The following is an 18,154-nucleotide window of genomic DNA, read 5'->3' on the forward strand; positions in this document are numbered from 1 at the left end:
CCCAGTGCCCTGGGCCGCCAGACCACGACGGCCTGGGACCGCGCGCGGGGGCGCTGGCCGCGGGCCAGGCTCACCACGTCGCCGGCGGCACCGGCTGCGAAGATCCGCGAATCAAGGGGATCACGACGGCGGCCCAGCTCCTCGGCCAGCTCGCTCACCCTGCGCTGCAGCGCGGCCACCTGGTTCTCGAGCTCAAGGATCCGTTTAATGCCCTCGAGCGAGACGCCCTCGTGGGACAGCCGCTGGACTTCGCGCAGCATGTTGATGTCCCGCTGCGAGTAGCGGCGGGACTTCCCCGGCGCCCGGCTGGGCGAGACAATGCCCAGCCGGTCATACTGCCGGAGCGTCTGCGGGTGCATATCCGCCAGTTCAGCCGCGACGGAGATCACGAAGATCGGCTGGTCAGCGCTGATGTCCACGGTCTGCTCCGTTGCTTAGAGCCGGGCCTTGGCGGCCAGGCCTTCACGGACATCGGCGTCGGCGGTGGCTTCGGCAAAGGCCTTCACAGCTGCTTCGGCTTCCTTGTTCAGGTTCTTCGGCACCGCGACGTCGATGGTCACCAGGAGATCGCCGGTGACCTTGGAGGTCTTCACGCCGTGGCCTTTGACCCGGAGTGTACGCCCCGAAGGCGTGCCGGCCGGAACACGGACCTTGACGGTCTCGCCGTCGATGGTGGGGACCTGGATGTCGGCGCCCAAGGCAGCTTCCGGGAAGGTGACCGGGACATGGATGCGGAGGTTGTCGCCGTCGCGCGTGTAAACCTCGTGCGGCTTGACGGACACGGCCACCATGAGGTCGCCGTTGCCGGCGGGCCCTGGCTGGCCCTTGCCGCGGACGCGCACTTTCTGGCCGTCCTTGATGCCGGCGGGAACGCGGACGTCAATGACGTCACCGCTGGGTTCGCGCAGGCCGATGGTGGTGCCGCGGATGGACCCGGAGAAGGAAATGCTGGTGGTAGCCGTACGGTCGGCACCCTTCTGCGGCGGGCGCTGGAAGCCGGTCTGACCGCCGAAGCCGCCACCGAACAGGTCAGCGAACTCGGGCGGAATGCCGCCGGCTGTACTGAACCCGCCTGAGTGACGGCCAGCGTTTCCGGTAAACAGGCCGCCGAACATGTCCTCGAACCCGCCGTTGGCGGCACCGGCCCCGCCCGGAGCGAACCGGGCGCCGCCGCCCATTGCCCGGATCGCGTCATACTGCTGCCGCTCGTCGGGGTCCGAAAGCACCGAATAGGCCTCGGAGATGTCCTTGAACTTCTTCTCCGAAGCGGCATTCCCGGCGTTGGTGTCCGGGTGATGCTGGCGGGCAAGTTTCCGGTAGGCCTTCTTGATGTCGGCGTCGGAAGCGTCCTTGGCGATACCAAGGATCGCGTAAAAGTCCTTGTCCACCCAATCCTGGCTAGCCAATGGCGTTTCCTTTCAAGAAGTTAATGGGTCGGTGGTTGAGCTTGCCGAAACCTGGGTTTCGACAAGCTCAACCACCGGGGTAATGCTAGGCCGGAACTGCGACGATGACCTGTGCTGCGCGGAGGACTCGTTCGCCTGACTTGTAGCCGGAGCGGAGCACCTGGCTGACGGTGTCAACCTCGATGTCCTCGCCCGGCTGCTGGATGAGGGCCTCGTGGATCGTGGGATCGAACTCCACTCCAGTCTCATCAATGCGGACCAGTCCGTACGTCTTCAGCGCGTTCTCCAGCTTGGTGGCGATCGCGGCGAACGGGCCGTCGGTCAGGTCACCGTGCTGGCGGGCGGCATCGACGTCGTCCAGTACCGGCAGCAGGGAGTTCAGGACGCCGATAACGGCCATCTCCCCTGCCACGGCCCGGTCGCGCTCAACGCGCTTGCGGTAGTTGACGTATTCAGCCTGGAGGCGGAGGAGATCGTTCTTCAGCTCGGCAGCCTCAGCGTGTCCGGCACCCTGTGCCACCGATTCCTCGGCCGGCACCTCGATGCCGTTCAGGATTTCCTCGGCCTGGGCGAGTGCATCGCCGTCCCTGTCAACAAGCTCGCCGCCAAGAGGCTCGCCCACCAGGGGCTCTCCCCCCGGCGCGGCAGCGGGCTGTTCGCCCTCCGGGTGCCGGGCCTGCCCGGTCACCGGATCAACCTTGCGGTTGTCCCGGATGACCGGCTCCTGGTTCGCGGATGAGTTGTGCTCTTCCTCGTTACCGTGGTGCGGCATGGCTACTTCTTCGCTTCGTCTTCGTCGATGATCTCGGCGTCGACAATGTCCTCGTCAGCAGCCTTGTCACCGGCGGAGGCTCCACCAGCGGTGCCTTCGGCGCCTGCGGCACCGGTGGCACCGTCCGGCGAACCGGCGTGGGCGTAGATGGCCTCGCCGAGCTTCGACTGGGAAGCCTGGAGCTTCTCGAACGCGGTCTTCACGGCTGCGTCATCGGTGCCTTCGAGGGCCTTCTTGAGGGCGTCGACGTCGGCTTTGACCTCGGTCTTGACCTCTTCGGGCAGCTTGTCGGCGTTGTCGACGATCAGCTTGTCCACGGAGTACGCGAGCTGCTCGGCCGTGTTGCGGGTGTCGGTTGCCTCGCGGCGGGCCTTGTCCTCGGCGGCGTGCTCCTCGGCGTCACGGACCATGCGGTCGATGTCCTCCTTGGAGAGCGCAGTGCCGCCGGTGATGGTCATGGACTGTTCCTTGCCGGTGCCCTTGTCCTTCGCGGAGACGTGCACGATACCGTTGGCGTCGATGTCGAACGTGACCTCGACCTGCGGGACGCCGCGCGGAGCCGGCGCGATGCCGGTCAGCTCGAACGTGCCCAGCGGCTTGTTGTCGCGGGTGAACTCGCGCTCGCCCTGGAAGACCTGGATGGCCACCGACGGCTGGTTGTCATCAGCCGTGGTGAAAGTCTCGGACCGCTTCGTGGGGATGGCGGTGTTGCGCTCGATCAGGTGCGTCATCACGCCACCCTTGGTCTCGATGCCGAGGGACAGCGGGGTGACGTCGATCAGCAGGACGTCCTTGCGCTCGCCCTTGAGGACACCGGCCTGGAGTGCAGCACCGACGGCCACGACCTCATCAGGGTTGACGCCCTTGTTCGGCTCCTTGCCGCCGGCGAGTTCCTTGACGAGCTCGTACACGGCGGGCATACGGGTGGAACCGCCCACGAGGACGATGTGGTCGATCTCGGAGAGCTTGATGCCGGCTTCCTTGATGACGTCCTGGAACGGCTTCTTGGTGCGGTCCAGCAGGTCCTTGGTGAGGTCCTGGAACTTGGCGCGGGTCAGCTGCTCATCCAGGTGGACCGGGCCGTCGGGGGTGACGGACAGGTACTGGAGGGAGACGTTGGTGCTGCTGGAAGAAGAGAGTTCCTTCTTGGCCTGCTCCGATGCCTCACGGAGGCGCTGCAGGGCGATCTTGTCCTTGGAGAGGTCGATGCCCTTGACCTTGAGCTGCTTGAGCAGGTAGTCAACAACGCGCTGGTCCCAGTCGTCGCCGCCGAGGTGGTTGTCACCCGCGGTGGAACGGACCTGGATGGTGGAGAAGTTGTCTTCGTCCTTGCCCACCTCGAGCAGGGAGACGTCGAAGGTTCCGCCGCCGAGGTCGAAGACCAGGATGAGTTCGTCTTCCTTGCCCTTGTCCAGGCCGTAGGCCAGTGCTGCCGCGGTGGGCTCGTTGACAATGCGGAGGACGTTGAGGCCCGCGATCTCGCCGGCTTCCTTGGTGGCCTGGCGCTGGGCGTCATTGAAGTACGCGGGAACGGTGACCACGGCGTCGGTGACCTTTTCGCCCAGGTACGACTCGGCGTCGTTCTTCAGCTTCATCAGGATGCGGGCGGAGATTTCCTGCGCGGTGTACTTCTTGTCATCGATGGCGACGGACCAGTCAGTGCCCATGTGGCGCTTGACGGAGGCGATGGTGCGATCGATGTTGTTGACGGCCTGGCGCTTGGCGATCTCGCCAACCAGGACTTCGCCGGACTTGGAGAATGCAACGACGGACGGCGTGGTGCGGCCGCCCTCGGCGTTGGCAATAACGGTGGGCTCGCCACCTTCGAGAACGGAGACGACGGAGTTGGTGGTTCCGAGGTCGATACCTACTGCACGTGACATGTGTTGCTTCCTTCTTTCCTTGGAAACTTGCTGGCGCTCGTGTTGAGCGTTCTGCACTCAACTTTACTCAACGCGCAAGCCATGTCAATCCAAAGTTGAGCGGAGTGCGCTCAACTTTGGATTTTTGGGTCACGGCAGCCTCAACCGATTCCCCGGATTTCCGGGATTTTTGTGCGCGAAATCCGCTTCCCGGGCAGTAGTTCGCTGTGCGTGAACGGCGGCTACGTGTCCTTGTCCTCGTCCACTTCCACCTCGCGCGCGGTGCCAGCAGAGCCGGCCTCGCCATAGTCGCCTTCCGGGTAGCTGCCCTCCTCGGACTCGTTCTCCGAACCGCCCACGCCGGCCTCGCCGTAGTCGCCCCCCTCATACTGGCCGCCTTCACCCTCCAGCCCGGGCTCGGTGCTGCCCTTGCGGCGATCTTCTTCAGGTGCGGTGTTCTCACTCATGACGTGATCCCTCCTTTGAGTTTCCGCGTCCATCCGGGCGCATTTGGAGTCTACTCAGCCGGAGGCGGGCTAAACAGGGGTGGCCGCAGACTTCGGGTCGTCCCGCGGGTTTCCGTCCGGCACGAGCCCCGCCATCGCCGCGAGGACGGTGAGGTGGTGTTCAAAGAGTTCGCCCCGGGCACGGAACGTATCCGGGCCATATTGGCCAAAAACCTCAAAACTCACGGCCCCGAAGAGCGACGTCCATACCAGGGCACCGTTCGCCTGGAGTTCGTCCGGCAGGGCCAGCCCAAGTTCACTGCGGATCGCTTCCAGGTCGGCGGACAAGGCAGAAGGTACGACGGCGGTGCGCGCCATGGCGGTCAGCGCACCTGCCCGGTAGGCGCCGTCGAGAATGCCGATCAGGCGGTAGATCACGCGCGTTCCCGGGGTTGTGGTCTGGCTCGAGGGGGCCTGGTAGCCGGGGACCGGACTCCCGAAAAGCAGGCCATAGCGCGCAGGCTCCCGCAACGCCCATTCCCTGACAGCCCGGCCGAGCGCCTTGAACCTGCCATCGAAGTCGCGCTCAGACACCGCGTTCACCGCAGCATCCACGGCGTCGCCGAGCTCGCTGTAGGCGTCCACCAGAAGCAGCGTGAGTAGCTCGTCGCGGTTGGCCACGTAGCGGTAGACCGCGGAGGAGACCACGCCAAGATCCCTTGCCACGGCGCGGAGGGACAAGGCGGCCGCGCCCTGCTCTGCCAGGTGTTCCCTGCCCAGCCTGACGATGTCGGCAATAGTCTGGGCGCGGGCGCGCTCCCGCGGTGTCCGAAGGGTGGGTTCCGCGGCCGCGACAGGGTCATTCATTGCTCCAGCATGGCACAAGTCAGAGCAGTGTCAACAATTGAGAGCACCGCTCTTGACAGCTGCCATTCGGGGGTGCACGCTATTGAGAGAGCGGTGCTCTCAATAGCGAATTCTTGAAGGGGAAGTCATGAACGGTCTATACGTAGTTACGGGCGCGGGGCCTGTGGGCTGGACAGTCGCAGAACAGCTCGCGGGGCAGGGGAAAAACGTCAGGATCCTCACCCGTTCGGGCAGCGGCCCCAAGCACCCGCTGGTGGAGCGGGTGAAGGCCGACGTCCAGGACGCCGCCCAACTGCGGGACGCCTTCGCGGGCGCCACTGCCGTCTTCCACTGCATCCACGGCTCCGCCTACAGCGTGGACGCGTGGCAAGCAGAACTGCCCAGGGCCGAGCAAACGGTGCTGTCCGCAGCAGGCGAGGTAGGCGCCGTCGTCGTTTTTCCCGAAAGCCTTTACTCGTACAGCGAGCCTGAACGCCCCATGGTCGAGGCGGGTCCGCGGACTGCCGAGGGCGGCAAGCGGGGCGTCCGCACCGCGCTGCTCAAGGCGCGGGACGCCTCTCCGACCAACACCGTCAGCGTGGTTGCTGGCGATTTCTTTGGCCCTCGGGTGCGAACCTCACATGCCGGAGAGCGCGTGGTCCCCGCCGTCCTGGCCGGCAAGAAAGTCTGGGTCATCGGGAGCGCCGATCAGCCCCATTCATTCACGTACGTCCCGGACCTGGCCGCCGCGATGATCCATGCCGCGGCGACGCCGTCGCTGTGGAACAAGGTGTGGCACGCGCCCACGGGTCCGGCAGTCACGCAGCGGCAGCTGGCCACAGCGTTCACCGAGGCTGGCGGAGTGCAGGCGCCGAAGCTTGGAGCCATTCCGGGCTGGGCACTCAGGACCATGGGTGTGTTCTCGAAAGACTTCCGCGAAGTTGCCGAAATGCTCTATCAGTTCGAGCGGCCGTTTGTGATGGACTCCGCCGCCAGCGACTCCGTGTTTGGCCTGCGGCCGACGGCCCTGCCCGAGGCGGCCGCGGCCACAGTGGCATGGTGGCGCGCGCAGGGCTAGGTGCCCTAGCGGCGGCTGGCAGACTCTGACGCGGGATGAATGCCGGGCTCGGCCGGGCCAACCTCCCGCCGCACCGCGGCATCCAGCTCCGTCCGGCCCAGCTTGCCGGGCCACCAGATGCTCGGGCCGATGTCGTACGCCAGCGCAGGGACCAGCAGCGAGCGCACCAGCACGGTGTCCAGCAGTACGCCGAACGACACAATGAAGGCCAGCTGCACCAGGAACATGATGGGGATGACGCTCAGTGCGGCGAACGTGGCGGCCAGCACCACGCCGGCCGAAGTGATCACTCCGCCGGTCACGCCGAGTCCGCGAAGGATGCCCGGCCGGGTCCCGTGCTTCAGCGACTCTTCCCGCACCCGGCTCATCAGGAAGATGTTGTAGTCCACACCCAGGGCAACCAGGAACACAAACCCGAACAGGGGCACGGTGGCGTCGGCGCCGGGGAATCCGAGCAGGCTGTTGAAGACGACGGCCGAAACGCCCATGGCCGCGCCGTACGACAGCACCACGGAGAGCACTAGCAGGACCGGCGCCACCACGGAGCGCAGCAGCAGCATCAGGATGACCAGGATGACCGCCAGGACGATGGGGATGATGATCACCAGGTCGCGCTGGGCGGTGGTGTTGGTGTCCAGGGCAGTGGCGGTCACGCCGCCAACCAAAGCGCCGGCGTCGACCGCTTTTACCTCCTGGCGCAGCGCCTTGAGCGCATCCTCCGCCTCGATGGAATCCGCGGCGTAATTAAGCGTGGCGTTGATCAGCACTCTGCCGTCGTGGACGTCCGGGGCGCTGGGAGCGCCGGGGGCACCGGTGATCGGCACACTGCCTTCAGCCAGGAGGTAGGCGTCCCCCATGCCGTCGGCCGCTTTGACCTTTTCCAACACCTGAGCGGCCTTGCTTTCGTCCGCAATTACGACGGCGGGGCTGCCGCTGCCGGCGTCGAAATGCCGCGCCAGTGCGTCCTGGCCGTCCACCGCATTGGACGCGGTGAGAATGACCTCGGTCTGCGGCACGCCGTTGGCCTTCAGCTGCAGCACCCCCGCCGAAGCCACCAGCAGGAGGAGGACCGACGCGACCCAGACCGTGCGCGGGCGGCGGGAGACCAGCGAACCGGTGGCCCGCCAGATGCCTTTCTGCCCTTCCAGGCCGGTGACCAGCTCGGGCTCGCGCTCGCCCGCCGGAACCAGCTTGGGGCGGAACGGCCAGAACGCGGCCCGGCCCAAAAGTGCCATCAGGGCGGGCAGGAGGGTCAGCGCGGCGAAGAGCGAACAGAGGATGCCCGCAGCCGCAACGGGGCCCAGCGCCTTGTTGGAGTTCAGGTCGGAGAACAGCAGGCAGAGTAGGGCGATGATGACGGTGGCACCGGAGGCCAGGATCGGCTCGAACGACGCCTTCCACGCCGTCAGCACCGCTTCCGTCCGGTTGCGTGTGTGGGTCAGGGCCTCGCGGAACCGCGCCACGTACAGCAGGGCATAGTCCGTGGCCGCGCCGATCACCAGGATGGACAGGATGCCCTGGCTTTGGCCGCTCAGCTGGATCCAGCCGAGCTTGGCCATGCCGAACACCAGCAGGATGGCGGCACAGAGCGCAAAAACCGAGGTGAGCAGCACGGCGAGCGGCAGGAGGAGCGAACGGTAGACGATCAGCAGGATCAGGAAGACCGCGCCGAGTGCCACCAGCAGCAGGATGCCGTCGATGCCGGCGAAGGCGCCGACCAGGTCTGCGGTCAGGCCCGCGGGGCCGGTGACGAAGGTCTGCATGCCTGCGGGGGTGGAATCCGCCAGGAAGTCCCGCAACTCCTGGACGGATTCCTTCAGCTCGCCGGAGGACCCGATCGGGGCTATGAACTGGACCGCTTCACCGTCCTGGGACGGGATGGGGCCGATCACGGCGCTGCCCAGTTCCAGGCCCTCCAGCCCAGCCTTCAGGGATGCCAGTTCGCCAAGCTCCGCGGGGCTGATGGCGGCGTCGTTTTCGATGATGATGACCGCCGGCACTTCGTCTGAATCGCGGAACCTTGCCTGCCAGTCCTGCGCGGCGGTGGCCTCGGCGCTCGCCGGCAGGAACGAGGCCTGGTCGTTCGAGGAGACCTCGTCGAGCCGGCCGAACGTGGGTCCACCCGCACCGGCAATGGCCAGCCACGTGAGCACCAGCAGAACGGGAAGGAGCCAGCGCAGCCAGAACGGTGCCCTCGCACTGTGTAGGGGATTTGATGTCATGATTCCTGCTTCGCTCGGGTGGACGCGGTACACTTGATTCCATCCTAGAGTATCTCCATCATGGAGATAACTGCCATGGGTTGGGTTTCCTGTTTGAAACTACCCATCGGGCGTCGCTGCAGTAATATCCGTCAGGGCACCAGACCAGATCTCGGGCACCAGCAAGCGAGCGGAGGCGGGACGAACATGACAGACGAAGCGTTCCAGCGCCCACCGGACTCCGCACCCTTCGCCCTGGTCCGCCTGCTCCAGGACTTCACGCTGGAGGCCAACAGGTATGTGGACACTGCGGGCGGCCGCAACGACATGCACCGCACGGATCTCAACGCGCTGGCGGTGATCATGCGGCACACCGCCAAGGGCCTGGTGGTCACGCCGGGCATCCTGCGCAGGGAACTCAACCTCAGCTCGCCCGCCACCACCGCGCTCATCGACCGGCTGGACAGTTCAGGGCACGTTGTGAGGGAGCGTCTCGGCCCGGACCGGAGGCAGGTCCAGTTGCGCATGACACCCAAGGCCTTCCAGGACGGCAGCGCCATTTTTATGCCGCTTTCGCGCCACCTGGGTGCCGCCATGGCGGGTTTCTCGCCCGAAGAGTTGGAGCTGGTCAGCCGGTTCATGGCCGCCATGGTGGACGCCACCATCGCGGCCCGTGAGGAAACGTCCGACGGCGGCCCCGCCTCGCCCACTCCGCCCAGGTAGGTCGCAGTAGATGTCGTCATGAGGGCTCATAACGACATTTAGTGCCACCTACTTCGGGGACGGTTCCGCCTGTTTTCCACTGCGGAGGGGTAGCGTTTTATTATGAGTGAGCAGCAGCCTGACGACGACGATGTGTACACGCACGGCCACCACGAGTCGGTGGTCCGCGCCCACGCTTCCAGGACCGCGGAGAACTCCGCGGCCTTTGTCATTCCGCATCTCACGCCCGGGGTTTCAGTGCTCGACGTCGGCTGCGGCCCTGGGAGCATCACCTGCGATTTCGCCGGGCTGGTGTCGCCCGGAAAGGTCACCGGCCTGGACCGGTCGCCGGACATCATCGCCCAGGCCACGGCGCTGGCCGCCGAACGCGGCGTGGCCAATGTGGAATTCCTGGCCGGAAACATCTATGACCTTGACTTCGAGGACGAAACGTTCGACGTCGTCCACGCCCACCAGGTGCTCCAGCACCTGACCGACCCGGTGGAGGCGCTGCGCGAGATGCGCCGGGTAGCGAAGCCGGGCGGCATAGTGGCAGTGCGCGACGCCGACTTCCACGGCATGAGCTGGTACCCCACGATCCCTGAGCTGGACGAATGGATGGACCTGTACCAGCGGATCGCACGACGCAACGGGGCCGAGCCCGACGCCGGCCGCCGGCTCGTGTCCTGGGCCCAGTCTGCGGGCTTCAGCAACGTGGCGCCCACCAGCAGCAACTGGCTCTATGCCACCGGGCAACAACGGAGATGGCAGGCCCGGGTCTGGGGCGAACGAGTGCTGCATTCGGCCTTCGCGGAGCAGGCCCTTGAATACGGCTTCGCAAATCCAGCGGACCTGGCCCGGATTTCGGCAGGATGGCACCGCTGGGGATCCACAGACGACGGCTGGTTCCTGATCCCGAACGGTGAGGTCATCGCCCGGGCGTGATTTACGGAGAGAACGAATACTGGGCAGAGCCTTACACCGCCGAGGTTGACCAACTAGACTTGGTCAACATGGGACAGTACAACGTCCAAGAGGCAAAAACCCGTCTGTCTGAGCTGTTGAACCTCGTTGAAAACGGCGAGGATGTGGTCATCGCCAAGGCAGGCCGTCCGGTGGCCCGGCTGGTGAAAATCGAGCGCCCCCACAAACGCGAGCTGGGCTTCCTGGCGCCCCTTCAAATTCCTGACGGGTTCTATGACCCGTGGACCGACGAGGAAATGGGTGAAGCCACGGGCAGGGATCATTGATGCGCCTGCTGCTGGACACACATGTTTTCCTGTGGGCCCTCGCCGAACCCAGGAAACTGTCCACCAAGGCCAGGAACGCCATCACCAAGCTCGAGAACTCGGTCTACGTGTCGCCCATGACCGCGTACGAACTGTCCTACAAACACCATCAAGGCAAGCTGCCGGCTGGGGCGGCGATAGTGGCAAGCTTTGGACGGCAGGTGGCCCACCTGTACGCCTCTGAGCTGTCCATCTCCGCACCGCATGCATTGGCCGCCGGCCAGTTGGATTGGGAACACAAGGACCCCTTTGACCGGATGCTGGCTGCCCAGGCCATGGTGGAGGGGCTGACACTGGTAACGGCAGATGAGGAGCTTCACGCATTCGAACCCGTGACCACGCTGTGGTGAGGCGGCACTCTTGTTGCGCCGACGGCACTAAACTTGGCAGGTGCAATTCTCCCTTTGGCTCGCCCTCGCGGGCGCCGGCGCCCTGATCAGTTTCACACCGGGTGCCGGTGCCATCAACACCATGAGCAACTCGCTGACGTCAGGGTTCCGCCGCTCCATCTGGGGCATCCTTGGCCAGCAGGCAGCCCTGGTTGTCCACGTGGTGATCGTGGCGTTGGGCGTCGGTGTGCTGGTGGCAAGCTCCCCGGTGGCCTTCAATGTGATCCGTTACGCCGGGGCCGCCTATCTGGTGTACCTGGGCATCCGCCAGTTCCTGAGCAAGCCGGAGCTGGACCAGGAACAGGCCGCCGCCCTGCGGAACGAGCCCGCCTGGTCAATGTTCCGGCGTGGCCTCTGGGTCAACCTGCTCAACCCGAAGGCCATCGTTTTCTTCCTCGCGTTTATGCCACAGTTCATCCGCCCGGAACAGCCGCTCCTGCCGCAGTACCTTGTGCTCACAGCCACCGTGGTGGTGATCGACATCCTGGTGATGTGGTTCTTCTTCGCCTTTGCCGCCAAGTCCTTCCAGCGGTTCACGCACAACGCCCGTGGCCAGAAGATCCTCAGCCGGATCTTCGGGGTGCTCTTTGTGGCGGTAGGAATTCTCCTTGCGCTGATCCACTAGTCGTGTTCTTCCAGGCCCGTCGTCAAGGCCTGGATCCACTGGCAAGCCTTCCGGCCGCAGATGTCTGACATTTTTGCCCTGGGTATGGTCATGAAGTGGCCACCTTCCGGACATCAATGCCACGATCGATAAATGCTTGAGGCAACCAAATCCCCCACATCGACAGAATCCGGCCCTGACGCCACCAACCCCGCCAACCCGGCGCTGGCCGCCGAGGCGAAAATCGCGCGGCTTGCCGTCACGATCTTCCCGGCGCTGGTGGTCCTGGCGGGTGTCGCCGGCTTCCTTGTGCCAGCCACCTTCCAGCCGCTGGGGCCCAGCGTCCCGTACCTGCTGGGCATCATCATGTTCTGTATGGGCCTGACCCTGACGCCGCCGGATTTTGCCTCTGTGGTGAAGCGCCCGTGGGCAGTGGTCCTGGGCATCGTGGCGCACTACGTGATCATGCCCGGTGCGGGCTGGCTGATTGCCGTGGCGCTCCAGCTTCCGCCGGAGCTTGCCGTAGGCCTGATCCTGGTGGGCTGTGCACCATCCGGCACCGCCTCGAACGTGATGGCCTTCCTGGCCAAGGGGGACGTTGCCCTGTCTGTAGCCGTCGCTTCGGTATCCACCCTGATCGCACCGGTGGTTACGCCACTGCTGGTCCTGTTCCTGGCCGGATCGTTCCTGGAAATCGACGCCGGGAGCATGGTCCTGGACATCATCAAGACGGTACTCCTGCCCGTCATCGCCGGGCTGCTGGCGCGGCTGTTCTTCAAGAACCTCATCGCCAAGCTGCTGCCGGCATTGCCTTGGGCATCCGCCGTCGTAATTTCCTTCATTGTCGCGATTGTTGTGGCGGGCAGCGCCTCCAAGATCGTGGCCGCGGGCGGCATCGTGTTCCTCGCAGTGGTCCTCCACAACGGCTTCGGCCTGGGCCTCGGCTACCTGGCGGGCAAACTGGGCCGGCTGGACGATAAAGCACGGAGGGCGCTCGCCTTCGAAGTGGGCATGCAGAACTCCGGTTTGGCCGCCACGCTGGCCACCGCGCATTTCACGCCGCTGGCCGCACTGCCGTCCGCCGTTTTCTCGCTGTGGCACAACATCTCCGGCGCGATCGTGGCAGCCTGGCTGGCGCGGCGCCCGCTGCAGGACGCCTAGCAAGGCCGATCCTGGAAGGCAGACGGACGGACGGAATTTTGACTTTTCAGTCAAATTTCTTACGAACCTGTCACGACATGCGAATGCCAGCTGGCCAAGAATGCCCTGGTCCCGCATGCTTAGCCCCATGAACTCATGGTCGAGCCCATACCGAATCATCGCCGTCTGCACGGGAAATATTTGCCGGTCACCGATGGCTGAGATGATGTTGGGCGCGGCCTTCCAAGCAGAAGGCCTGGGCTTGGATGTGACAGTGGATTCGGCAGGAACTACCGGTTATGAGGCAGGGCGGCCCATCGATCCGCGCGCCGCCCGCCGGCTTGCGGAAACGCATCTGGGCTCAGAGCACCATGTTGCCCGCGCCTGGCAGGCTGGGTGGTTCCGCGAACGCGATCTCATCCTGGCACTGGACGTTGACCACTACGCCTGGCTGCGCGACGCCGCGCCGGACGCGCACGCCACGAACAAGGTCAGGATGCTCCGCAGCTTCGACCTCGCCGCTGCCGGCAGCGATCCGCTGGACCAAGGCATCGAGGATCCCTGGTACGGGGGACACGCCGATTTTGACGCCGTCTGGGAGCAGATCCGCGGCGCTGTGCCCGGCGTCGTCGCGCATGTCCGCACGGTCCTTGGCCAGGCGGCGCCGCGACAGCAGCTGATGCAGCAGCAGGTACGCTCTATTTCATGACCCCCGCACCTGTGATCATCGCCATTGACGGGCGATCCGGCGCAGGGAAAACCACTCTGGCCATCGAACTGGCCGCGCAGCTGCGGAACCATCACAAAGTCGCGCTCTTCCACCTGGAGGACATCTACCCGGGCTGGAACGGTCTCACCGCTGGCATCGAGCGCTACGTTTCCACGGTGCTCACGCCGTTGAGCCGCGCCGAGCCCGCCACCTGGACCAGCTGGGACTGGGAAAGGCATTACGACGGCGACACGCGGGTCACGCTGCCCGCCGAGATCGTGATCATTGAGGGAGTGGGGGCGGCGGCTGCGGACGCCCGGCCCCTGCTCAGCGCGGTCATCTGGGCAGACTCGCCGGACGACGTCCGCCGGAAGCGGGCCCTGGACCGCGACGGCGGGACGTATGAACCGTTTTGGGACCAGTGGGCTGAGCAGGAAGAAGCCTGGCTCGCCGCCGACGACGTCCCCCACCAAGCAGATATCCGCGTCCTCAACAATGCCGACGGGTCCGCCACCGCCGACGTTATGCAGGCCCTCGCGTACCTGCCCGCTCTCGGACCTGCCCTTGTTCCCGAGCTTGCCGCCCGCCGCGGCCTCAGGCTGCGCGCAGAACGGCTGGACGCCAGGCCGGACGCCGCGGTGCTCTTCGAGAACCTCTACGGCGGCTCGGCAAATGCCGTCTGGCTGGACTCCTCCAACGCGGGCTCCCCCACCCCAGGCTCCTCCGACAGCGCGTCCCCCGGCGCGCCCGCGACGCCGTCGGAACAGCAGCCCGCCACCGTGCGCAGCCGCTTCAGCATCCTGGCGGACGACGGCGGGACGTACGGCCAGGCGGTCACGCACCGGTCCGGCGAAAGCGTCATCACGGCAGGCTCCGCCACGGCGCGCGTGCCGGGACCGTTCTTCCGCTGGCTGGACACCGTCTGGGGACGCCGGGCAGTCCGCACGCCGGACGGCTACCCGGGCGACTTCACCCTGGGCTGGCTGGGCTGCCTGGGCTATGAGCTCAAGCGCGAAACCGGCGGAACGGACGTGGCGGCGCCGACTCCTGACGCTGCCCTGATCTTCGCGGGCCGGGCCGTCGTTTTGGACCACGTGGAAGGAGCGGCCTGGCTCCTTGCCCTGGAAGCGCCCGACGCCGACCGCTGGCTGACCGACGCCCGCGCCGCCGTCGCTGCCGCTGCCGCTGCCGCCGCCCCCGCCGCGAGCACGCCAGGCCCAGGGGACCAACGCACCCACGCCGGCGGCAGCAACGGCGTCGTCCGTCCCGTTGGGCCCGCATTCAGCAGCCGCGACACGGAGCCGTCCTACCTGGCCAAAATCGCCGCCGCCCAGCACGAAATCCATGAGGGGAACTCATACGAGGTCTGCCTGACCACCACGCTCACGGCCCGGCTGCCCGCGGCCGCGGCGGCCCCCTGGCCGACGTACCTCGCGCTGCGGCGGAAGAATCCCGCGCCGTTCGCCAGCTACCTGCGGTTCGGCGGGCTGACGGTGGCCAGTACGTCGCCGGAGCGGTTCCTGAGGATAACGTCCGACGGCGGCATGCGCGCCGAACCGATCAAGGGCACCCGGCGCCGGGGTGCTGATCCGGAGCGTGACAGGCAGCTGCGGGAGGACCTGGCGACCTCGCTGAAGGACCGCGCGGAAAACATCATGATTGTGGACCTGCTGCGGAACGACCTCAGCCACTTCGCGGAGCCCGGATCGGTGACTGTCAGCAGGCTGTGCGAGATCGAAAGCTACGCCACGGTGCACCAGATGGTCAGCACCATCGACGCGCGGCTCCTGCCCGGCTCTCCGCGGGCCGAGGCGGTGGCCGCCTGTTTCCCGGCCGGCTCCATGACCGGCGCCCCGAAAATCAGCACCATGGCCATCCTGGACCGGTTGGAGGAGGGCCCGCGCGGCCTGTATTCCGGCGCGATCGGCTACTTTTCCCTCAACGGGGCCACGGACCTGGCGGTGGCGATCCGCACCCTGGTAACCACGGCGGTGGCCGGGGACGGCGACGAACAAGGCTCGACGGCGGAACTCACCCTCGGCGTCGGCGGCGCCATCACTGCCGACTCGGTACCTGACGAGGAGTACGACGAAATCCGCGTGAAGGCGCACGGTGTGCTTTCCGCGCTGGGTGCGGACTTTCCCGACGCCTGACCCCCGGAGTTACTGGAGCGTGGCAGTCAGCCTGGCGACGTTATCGACATAGCGGGCTGCGAGGGGGCGCTGCACCCAGTCCTCGAGTATGAGCTCGTTGGAAATGTCGCGATACGTGTCTTCGACCGCGCGCATGTTGTTCACGGTTTCCGCGCCGAGCAGCATCACCGAGACCTCCATGTTCAGCGAGAAGGAGCGCATGTCCATGTTGCTGGAGCCCAGGACGGCCACTTCGTCGTCGATGGTGAAGTGCTTGGCGTGCAGCACAAAGGGCGCCTTGTAGAGGTAGATCCGGACCCCGGCTTCCAGCAGCGCCTCGTAATAGGAGCGCTGGGCGTGGTGGACCAGGAACTGATCGCCCTTTTCGGAGACGAACAATTCCACGTCCACGCCCCGCTGGGCCGCTGTGGTGATGGCGTAGAGCAGGGAATCATCGGGCACAAAATACGGGCTGCAGATGGAGATCCGGTGCTGCGCGGAGTAGATCAGGGTGTTGAAGAGGCGCAGGTTGTTTTCGGTGATGAACCCGGGACCGCTGGGCACCACCTGGGCCGTGACGTTGCCCGGTTCGGGGTTGGCCGGGAGCTGCAGCTGGTGTTCCAGGGACTCGTCGGTTTCGCTCAGCCAGTCCGTGGCGAACACAACGTTGAGTGTGGTGACGATCGGTCCGCGCAGGCAGGCCATCAGCTCCACCCATTCGCGGCCGGCCTTGCGGTGTTTGGGGTTGTTGTAGGAAGGCTCGATCAGGTTCTGCGACCCGGTGAAGGCGAGTTCGCCGTCGATCACCATGATCTTGCGGTGGTTGCGGAGGTCCGGGCGTCGCCACTGCCCGTGGGTCGGCAGCAGCGGGAGCATGCGCTTCCACTGGATCTTCCCGGCCCGCAGACGCTTGAGGAAGTTGCGGTAACCCTTGACCCGGAGCGTGCCGATGTGGTCGAACAGCACCCTGACTTCCACTCCGCGCTCGGCAGCCTCCTCGAGGGCGGTCAGCAGGTCATTGGTGATGTGGTCCGTACTCATGATGTAGAACTCGGCGTTAACGAAGTTCTTGGCCTTGCGCACGGCTTCGGTCATGGCCAGGATCGAGTCCGGGTAGCCGGGAATGAGGTCCACGGAATTGCCGTCCACCATGGGGAGGGAGCCGAGCCGCTGGTTCAGTTCACCGGCGGACGTCACCCATTCGGGCCCTGTGTATTCACTGACGACGTCGGCGAGCGCCGAGATGCCGGACCGCACCCGGGTGTTGATGACCTCCTGCTGCTGGCGGCGGCGCCTGGAGAGCTTGAAGTTTCCGAACAGCAGGAAAAGGACCAGGCCCAGGAACGGTATGAAGAAGATACCCAGCAGCCAGGCCATGGCCGTGGTGGGGCGCCTGTTGCCGGGGATGATGCCGATGGCCAGAACCCGGATCACCAGGTCTGCAATGCTGAGCACCACCACTACCCATGTCGGCGCGGTACCGGCAAGCGAAATTGGCCACAGCACTGGACTACCCCCGGATTGCGCGCACCCGCGGACCGGTTCCGGCGGGGCAATGACCACAGCTTAGCCGCGCCGGGCGCTACTAAGCTGGAGCCATGACTTCTCCTGCGCCCGTGGTGCTCGTTTTCCTTGACCCCGCGTTCCCGGACGGCCGGCTGGCCGACGCTTCGCAGCCCCAGCTGATGGCCACGGACCAGGGCGCCACCCGCGGGGACGGCGTCTTCGAATCGATGCTTGCGGTGGGCGGCACGGTGCGGAAGCTGCCGGCGCATCTGGACCGGCTCGGCGGGTCCGCGGCCGCCCTGGACCTGGTGATCCCGGCGCAGGATGCGTGGCGGGCGGCGATCACCACGGGCGTCGCCGAGCACCGCACGCAGCACCCCGCGCCGTCGCCCGCCGAGGACGAGCTGGTGGTGAAACTCGTGGTCACCCGCGGCCCGGAAGGGGCAGAGTCCCCCACGTGCTGGGTTCAGGTCTCCCCGGTAGGCGCCCTGGGACGCCGCCAGCGCGAAACAGGTATCGACGTCATCCTCCTGGACCGCGGCTACAACAGCGACGTAGCTGAGCGTGCCCCGTGGCTGCTGCTCGGCGCCAAGACCCTGTCCTATGCCACGAACATGGCCGCCCTGCGGTACGCCCACAAACAGGGCGCCGACGACGTCATCTTCACCTCTTCCGACGGCCGGGTCCTGGAAGGCCCCACGTCCACTGTGCTGCTGGCACATCTGGAAACCTCCGACGACGGCGCCGGCGCCACCCGGACGGTGCGCCGCCTCATCACACCGCAACTGGACAGCGGGATCCTCCCCGGGACTTCCCAGGGTGCGCTTTTTGCGGCGGCCAAGGCAGCCGGCTGGGAGCTCGGCTACGGGCCGTTGGAGCCTCGGGACCTGCTGGACGCCGACGCCGTGTGGCTGATTTCCAGCATCAGGCTGCTCGCGCCGGTGAACCACATCGACGGCAAGGAAATCGGGACGCCTGCGGTGCAGAAGCAGCTGACGGCCGAACTCAACGCATTGTTTGCCGGGATCCAGTAGTTTCCCGGATTCAGCAGTTCCCGGATCCCGTAGTTTTC

General features: G+C 66.0%; 18 protein-coding genes. 10 read left to right on the plus strand and 8 right to left on the minus strand.

The genetic code is table 11. From position 1 onward, the window contains the following. The 6 genes from V6M49_RS11140 to V6M49_RS11165 form a co-directional block, all read right to left on the minus strand. A partial coding sequence (locus V6M49_RS11140) for a heat shock protein transcriptional repressor HspR (RefSeq protein ID WP_332761150.1) occupies window positions 1–419 on the minus strand: 419 nt, incomplete at its 3' end. Window positions 420–434: 15 nt separating this feature from the next. Further along, window positions 435–1,406 carry a DnaJ C-terminal domain-containing protein gene (locus V6M49_RS11145; RefSeq protein ID WP_332761151.1) on the minus strand — a complete coding sequence of 324 codons (972 nt, stop codon included), beginning with the start codon at window positions 1,404–1,406 and terminating at the stop codon, window positions 435–437. A gap of 85 nt (window positions 1,407–1,491) precedes the next feature. Next, window positions 1,492–2,178, minus strand: coding sequence for a nucleotide exchange factor GrpE (locus V6M49_RS11150; protein ID WP_332761152.1), 687 nt, complete (start codon window positions 2,176–2,178; stop codon window positions 1,492–1,494). 2 nt (window positions 2,179–2,180) lie between these two features. Next, a complete protein-coding gene (gene dnaK / locus V6M49_RS11155) occupies window positions 2,181–4,061 on the minus strand; it encodes a molecular chaperone DnaK (RefSeq protein WP_141138667.1) in 1,881 nt (626 codons plus the stop codon). Window positions 4,062–4,282: 221 nt separating this feature from the next. Further along, on the minus strand, window positions 4,283–4,507 hold the full coding sequence (locus tag V6M49_RS11160; protein WP_141138668.1) for a hypothetical protein: 225 nt from the start codon (window positions 4,505–4,507) through the stop codon (window positions 4,283–4,285). 69 nt (window positions 4,508–4,576) lie between these two features. Next, the gene (locus tag V6M49_RS11165) at window positions 4,577–5,353 is read right to left on the minus strand and encodes a TetR/AcrR family transcriptional regulator (RefSeq protein WP_332761153.1); all 777 of its coding nucleotides are present in this window, start codon (window positions 5,351–5,353) and stop codon (window positions 4,577–4,579) included. A 127-nt stretch (window positions 5,354–5,480) separates the two neighbouring features. On the opposite strand from V6M49_RS11165, the gene V6M49_RS11170 reads away from it, so the two are divergent. Next, window positions 5,481–6,410, plus strand: a complete 930-nt coding sequence (locus tag V6M49_RS11170; protein WP_332761154.1) for an NAD-dependent epimerase/dehydratase family protein — start codon at window positions 5,481–5,483, stop codon at window positions 6,408–6,410. A 5-nt stretch (window positions 6,411–6,415) separates the two neighbouring features. Here the strand turns inward: V6M49_RS11170 and V6M49_RS11175 are convergent, their stop codons facing one another. Next, a complete protein-coding gene (locus tag V6M49_RS11175; protein ID WP_332761155.1) occupies window positions 6,416–8,632 on the minus strand; it encodes an MMPL family transporter in 2,217 nt (738 codons plus the stop codon). 186 nt (window positions 8,633–8,818) lie between these two features. On the opposite strand from V6M49_RS11175, the gene V6M49_RS11180 reads away from it, so the two are divergent. The 8 genes from V6M49_RS11180 to V6M49_RS11215 all read left to right on the plus strand — a co-directional run bounded on the left by V6M49_RS11180 (window position 8,819) and on the right by V6M49_RS11215 (window position 15,597). Then, window positions 8,819–9,334 (plus strand): MarR family winged helix-turn-helix transcriptional regulator, encoded by a 516-nt coding sequence (locus V6M49_RS11180; RefSeq protein ID WP_332761156.1) that lies wholly within the window; start codon window positions 8,819–8,821, stop codon window positions 9,332–9,334. A gap of 102 nt (window positions 9,335–9,436) precedes the next feature. Then, window positions 9,437–10,258 (plus strand): methyltransferase domain-containing protein, encoded by an 822-nt coding sequence (locus tag V6M49_RS11185; protein ID WP_332761157.1) that lies wholly within the window; start codon window positions 9,437–9,439, stop codon window positions 10,256–10,258. A 68-nt stretch (window positions 10,259–10,326) separates the two neighbouring features. Beyond that, on the plus strand, window positions 10,327–10,563 hold the full coding sequence (locus tag V6M49_RS11190; RefSeq protein WP_104063282.1) for a type II toxin-antitoxin system Phd/YefM family antitoxin: 237 nt from the start codon (window positions 10,327–10,329) through the stop codon (window positions 10,561–10,563). After that, entirely contained in the window at window positions 10,563–10,952 is a 390-nt protein-coding gene (locus V6M49_RS11195; RefSeq protein WP_141138674.1) for a type II toxin-antitoxin system VapC family toxin, read from the plus strand. Before V6M49_RS11190 ends, V6M49_RS11195 begins: the two co-directional genes overlap by 1 nt. A 40-nt stretch (window positions 10,953–10,992) precedes the next feature. Further along, window positions 10,993–11,616: a LysE family transporter gene (locus tag V6M49_RS11200; protein WP_332761158.1), complete on the plus strand. Its 624-nt coding sequence runs from the start codon at window positions 10,993–10,995 to the stop codon at window positions 11,614–11,616. A 132-nt stretch (window positions 11,617–11,748) separates the two neighbouring features. Then, the gene (locus tag V6M49_RS11205; protein ID WP_332761159.1) at window positions 11,749–12,756 is read left to right on the plus strand and encodes a bile acid:sodium symporter family protein; all 1,008 of its coding nucleotides are present in this window, start codon (window positions 11,749–11,751) and stop codon (window positions 12,754–12,756) included. 127 nt (window positions 12,757–12,883) lie between these two features. Further along, window positions 12,884–13,444 (plus strand): low molecular weight protein-tyrosine-phosphatase, encoded by a 561-nt coding sequence (locus V6M49_RS11210; RefSeq protein ID WP_332761160.1) that lies wholly within the window; start codon window positions 12,884–12,886, stop codon window positions 13,442–13,444. Further along, window positions 13,441–15,597 (plus strand): chorismate-binding protein, encoded by a 2,157-nt coding sequence (locus V6M49_RS11215; RefSeq protein WP_332761161.1) that lies wholly within the window; start codon window positions 13,441–13,443, stop codon window positions 15,595–15,597. The genes V6M49_RS11210 and V6M49_RS11215 overlap by 4 nt, the downstream gene beginning before the upstream one ends. 9 nt (window positions 15,598–15,606) lie before the next feature. Here the strand turns inward: V6M49_RS11215 and cls are convergent, their stop codons facing one another. Further along, window positions 15,607–17,079, minus strand: a complete 1,473-nt coding sequence (gene cls / locus V6M49_RS11220) for a cardiolipin synthase (RefSeq protein ID WP_332761172.1) — start codon at window positions 17,077–17,079, stop codon at window positions 15,607–15,609. A 95-nt stretch (window positions 17,080–17,174) separates the two neighbouring features. Here cls and V6M49_RS11225 point away from each other — a divergent pair, with 95 nt between their 5' ends. Then, complete coding sequence (locus tag V6M49_RS11225) at window positions 17,175–18,116, plus strand: aminodeoxychorismate lyase (RefSeq protein ID WP_141138679.1); 942 nt, start codon at window positions 17,175–17,177, stop codon at window positions 18,114–18,116. The last annotated feature ends 38 nt before the right edge of the window (window positions 18,117–18,154 follow it).

This window comes from Pseudarthrobacter sp. (assembly GCF_036675385.1).
GTDB lineage: Bacteria > Actinomycetota > Actinomycetes > Actinomycetales > Micrococcaceae > Arthrobacter.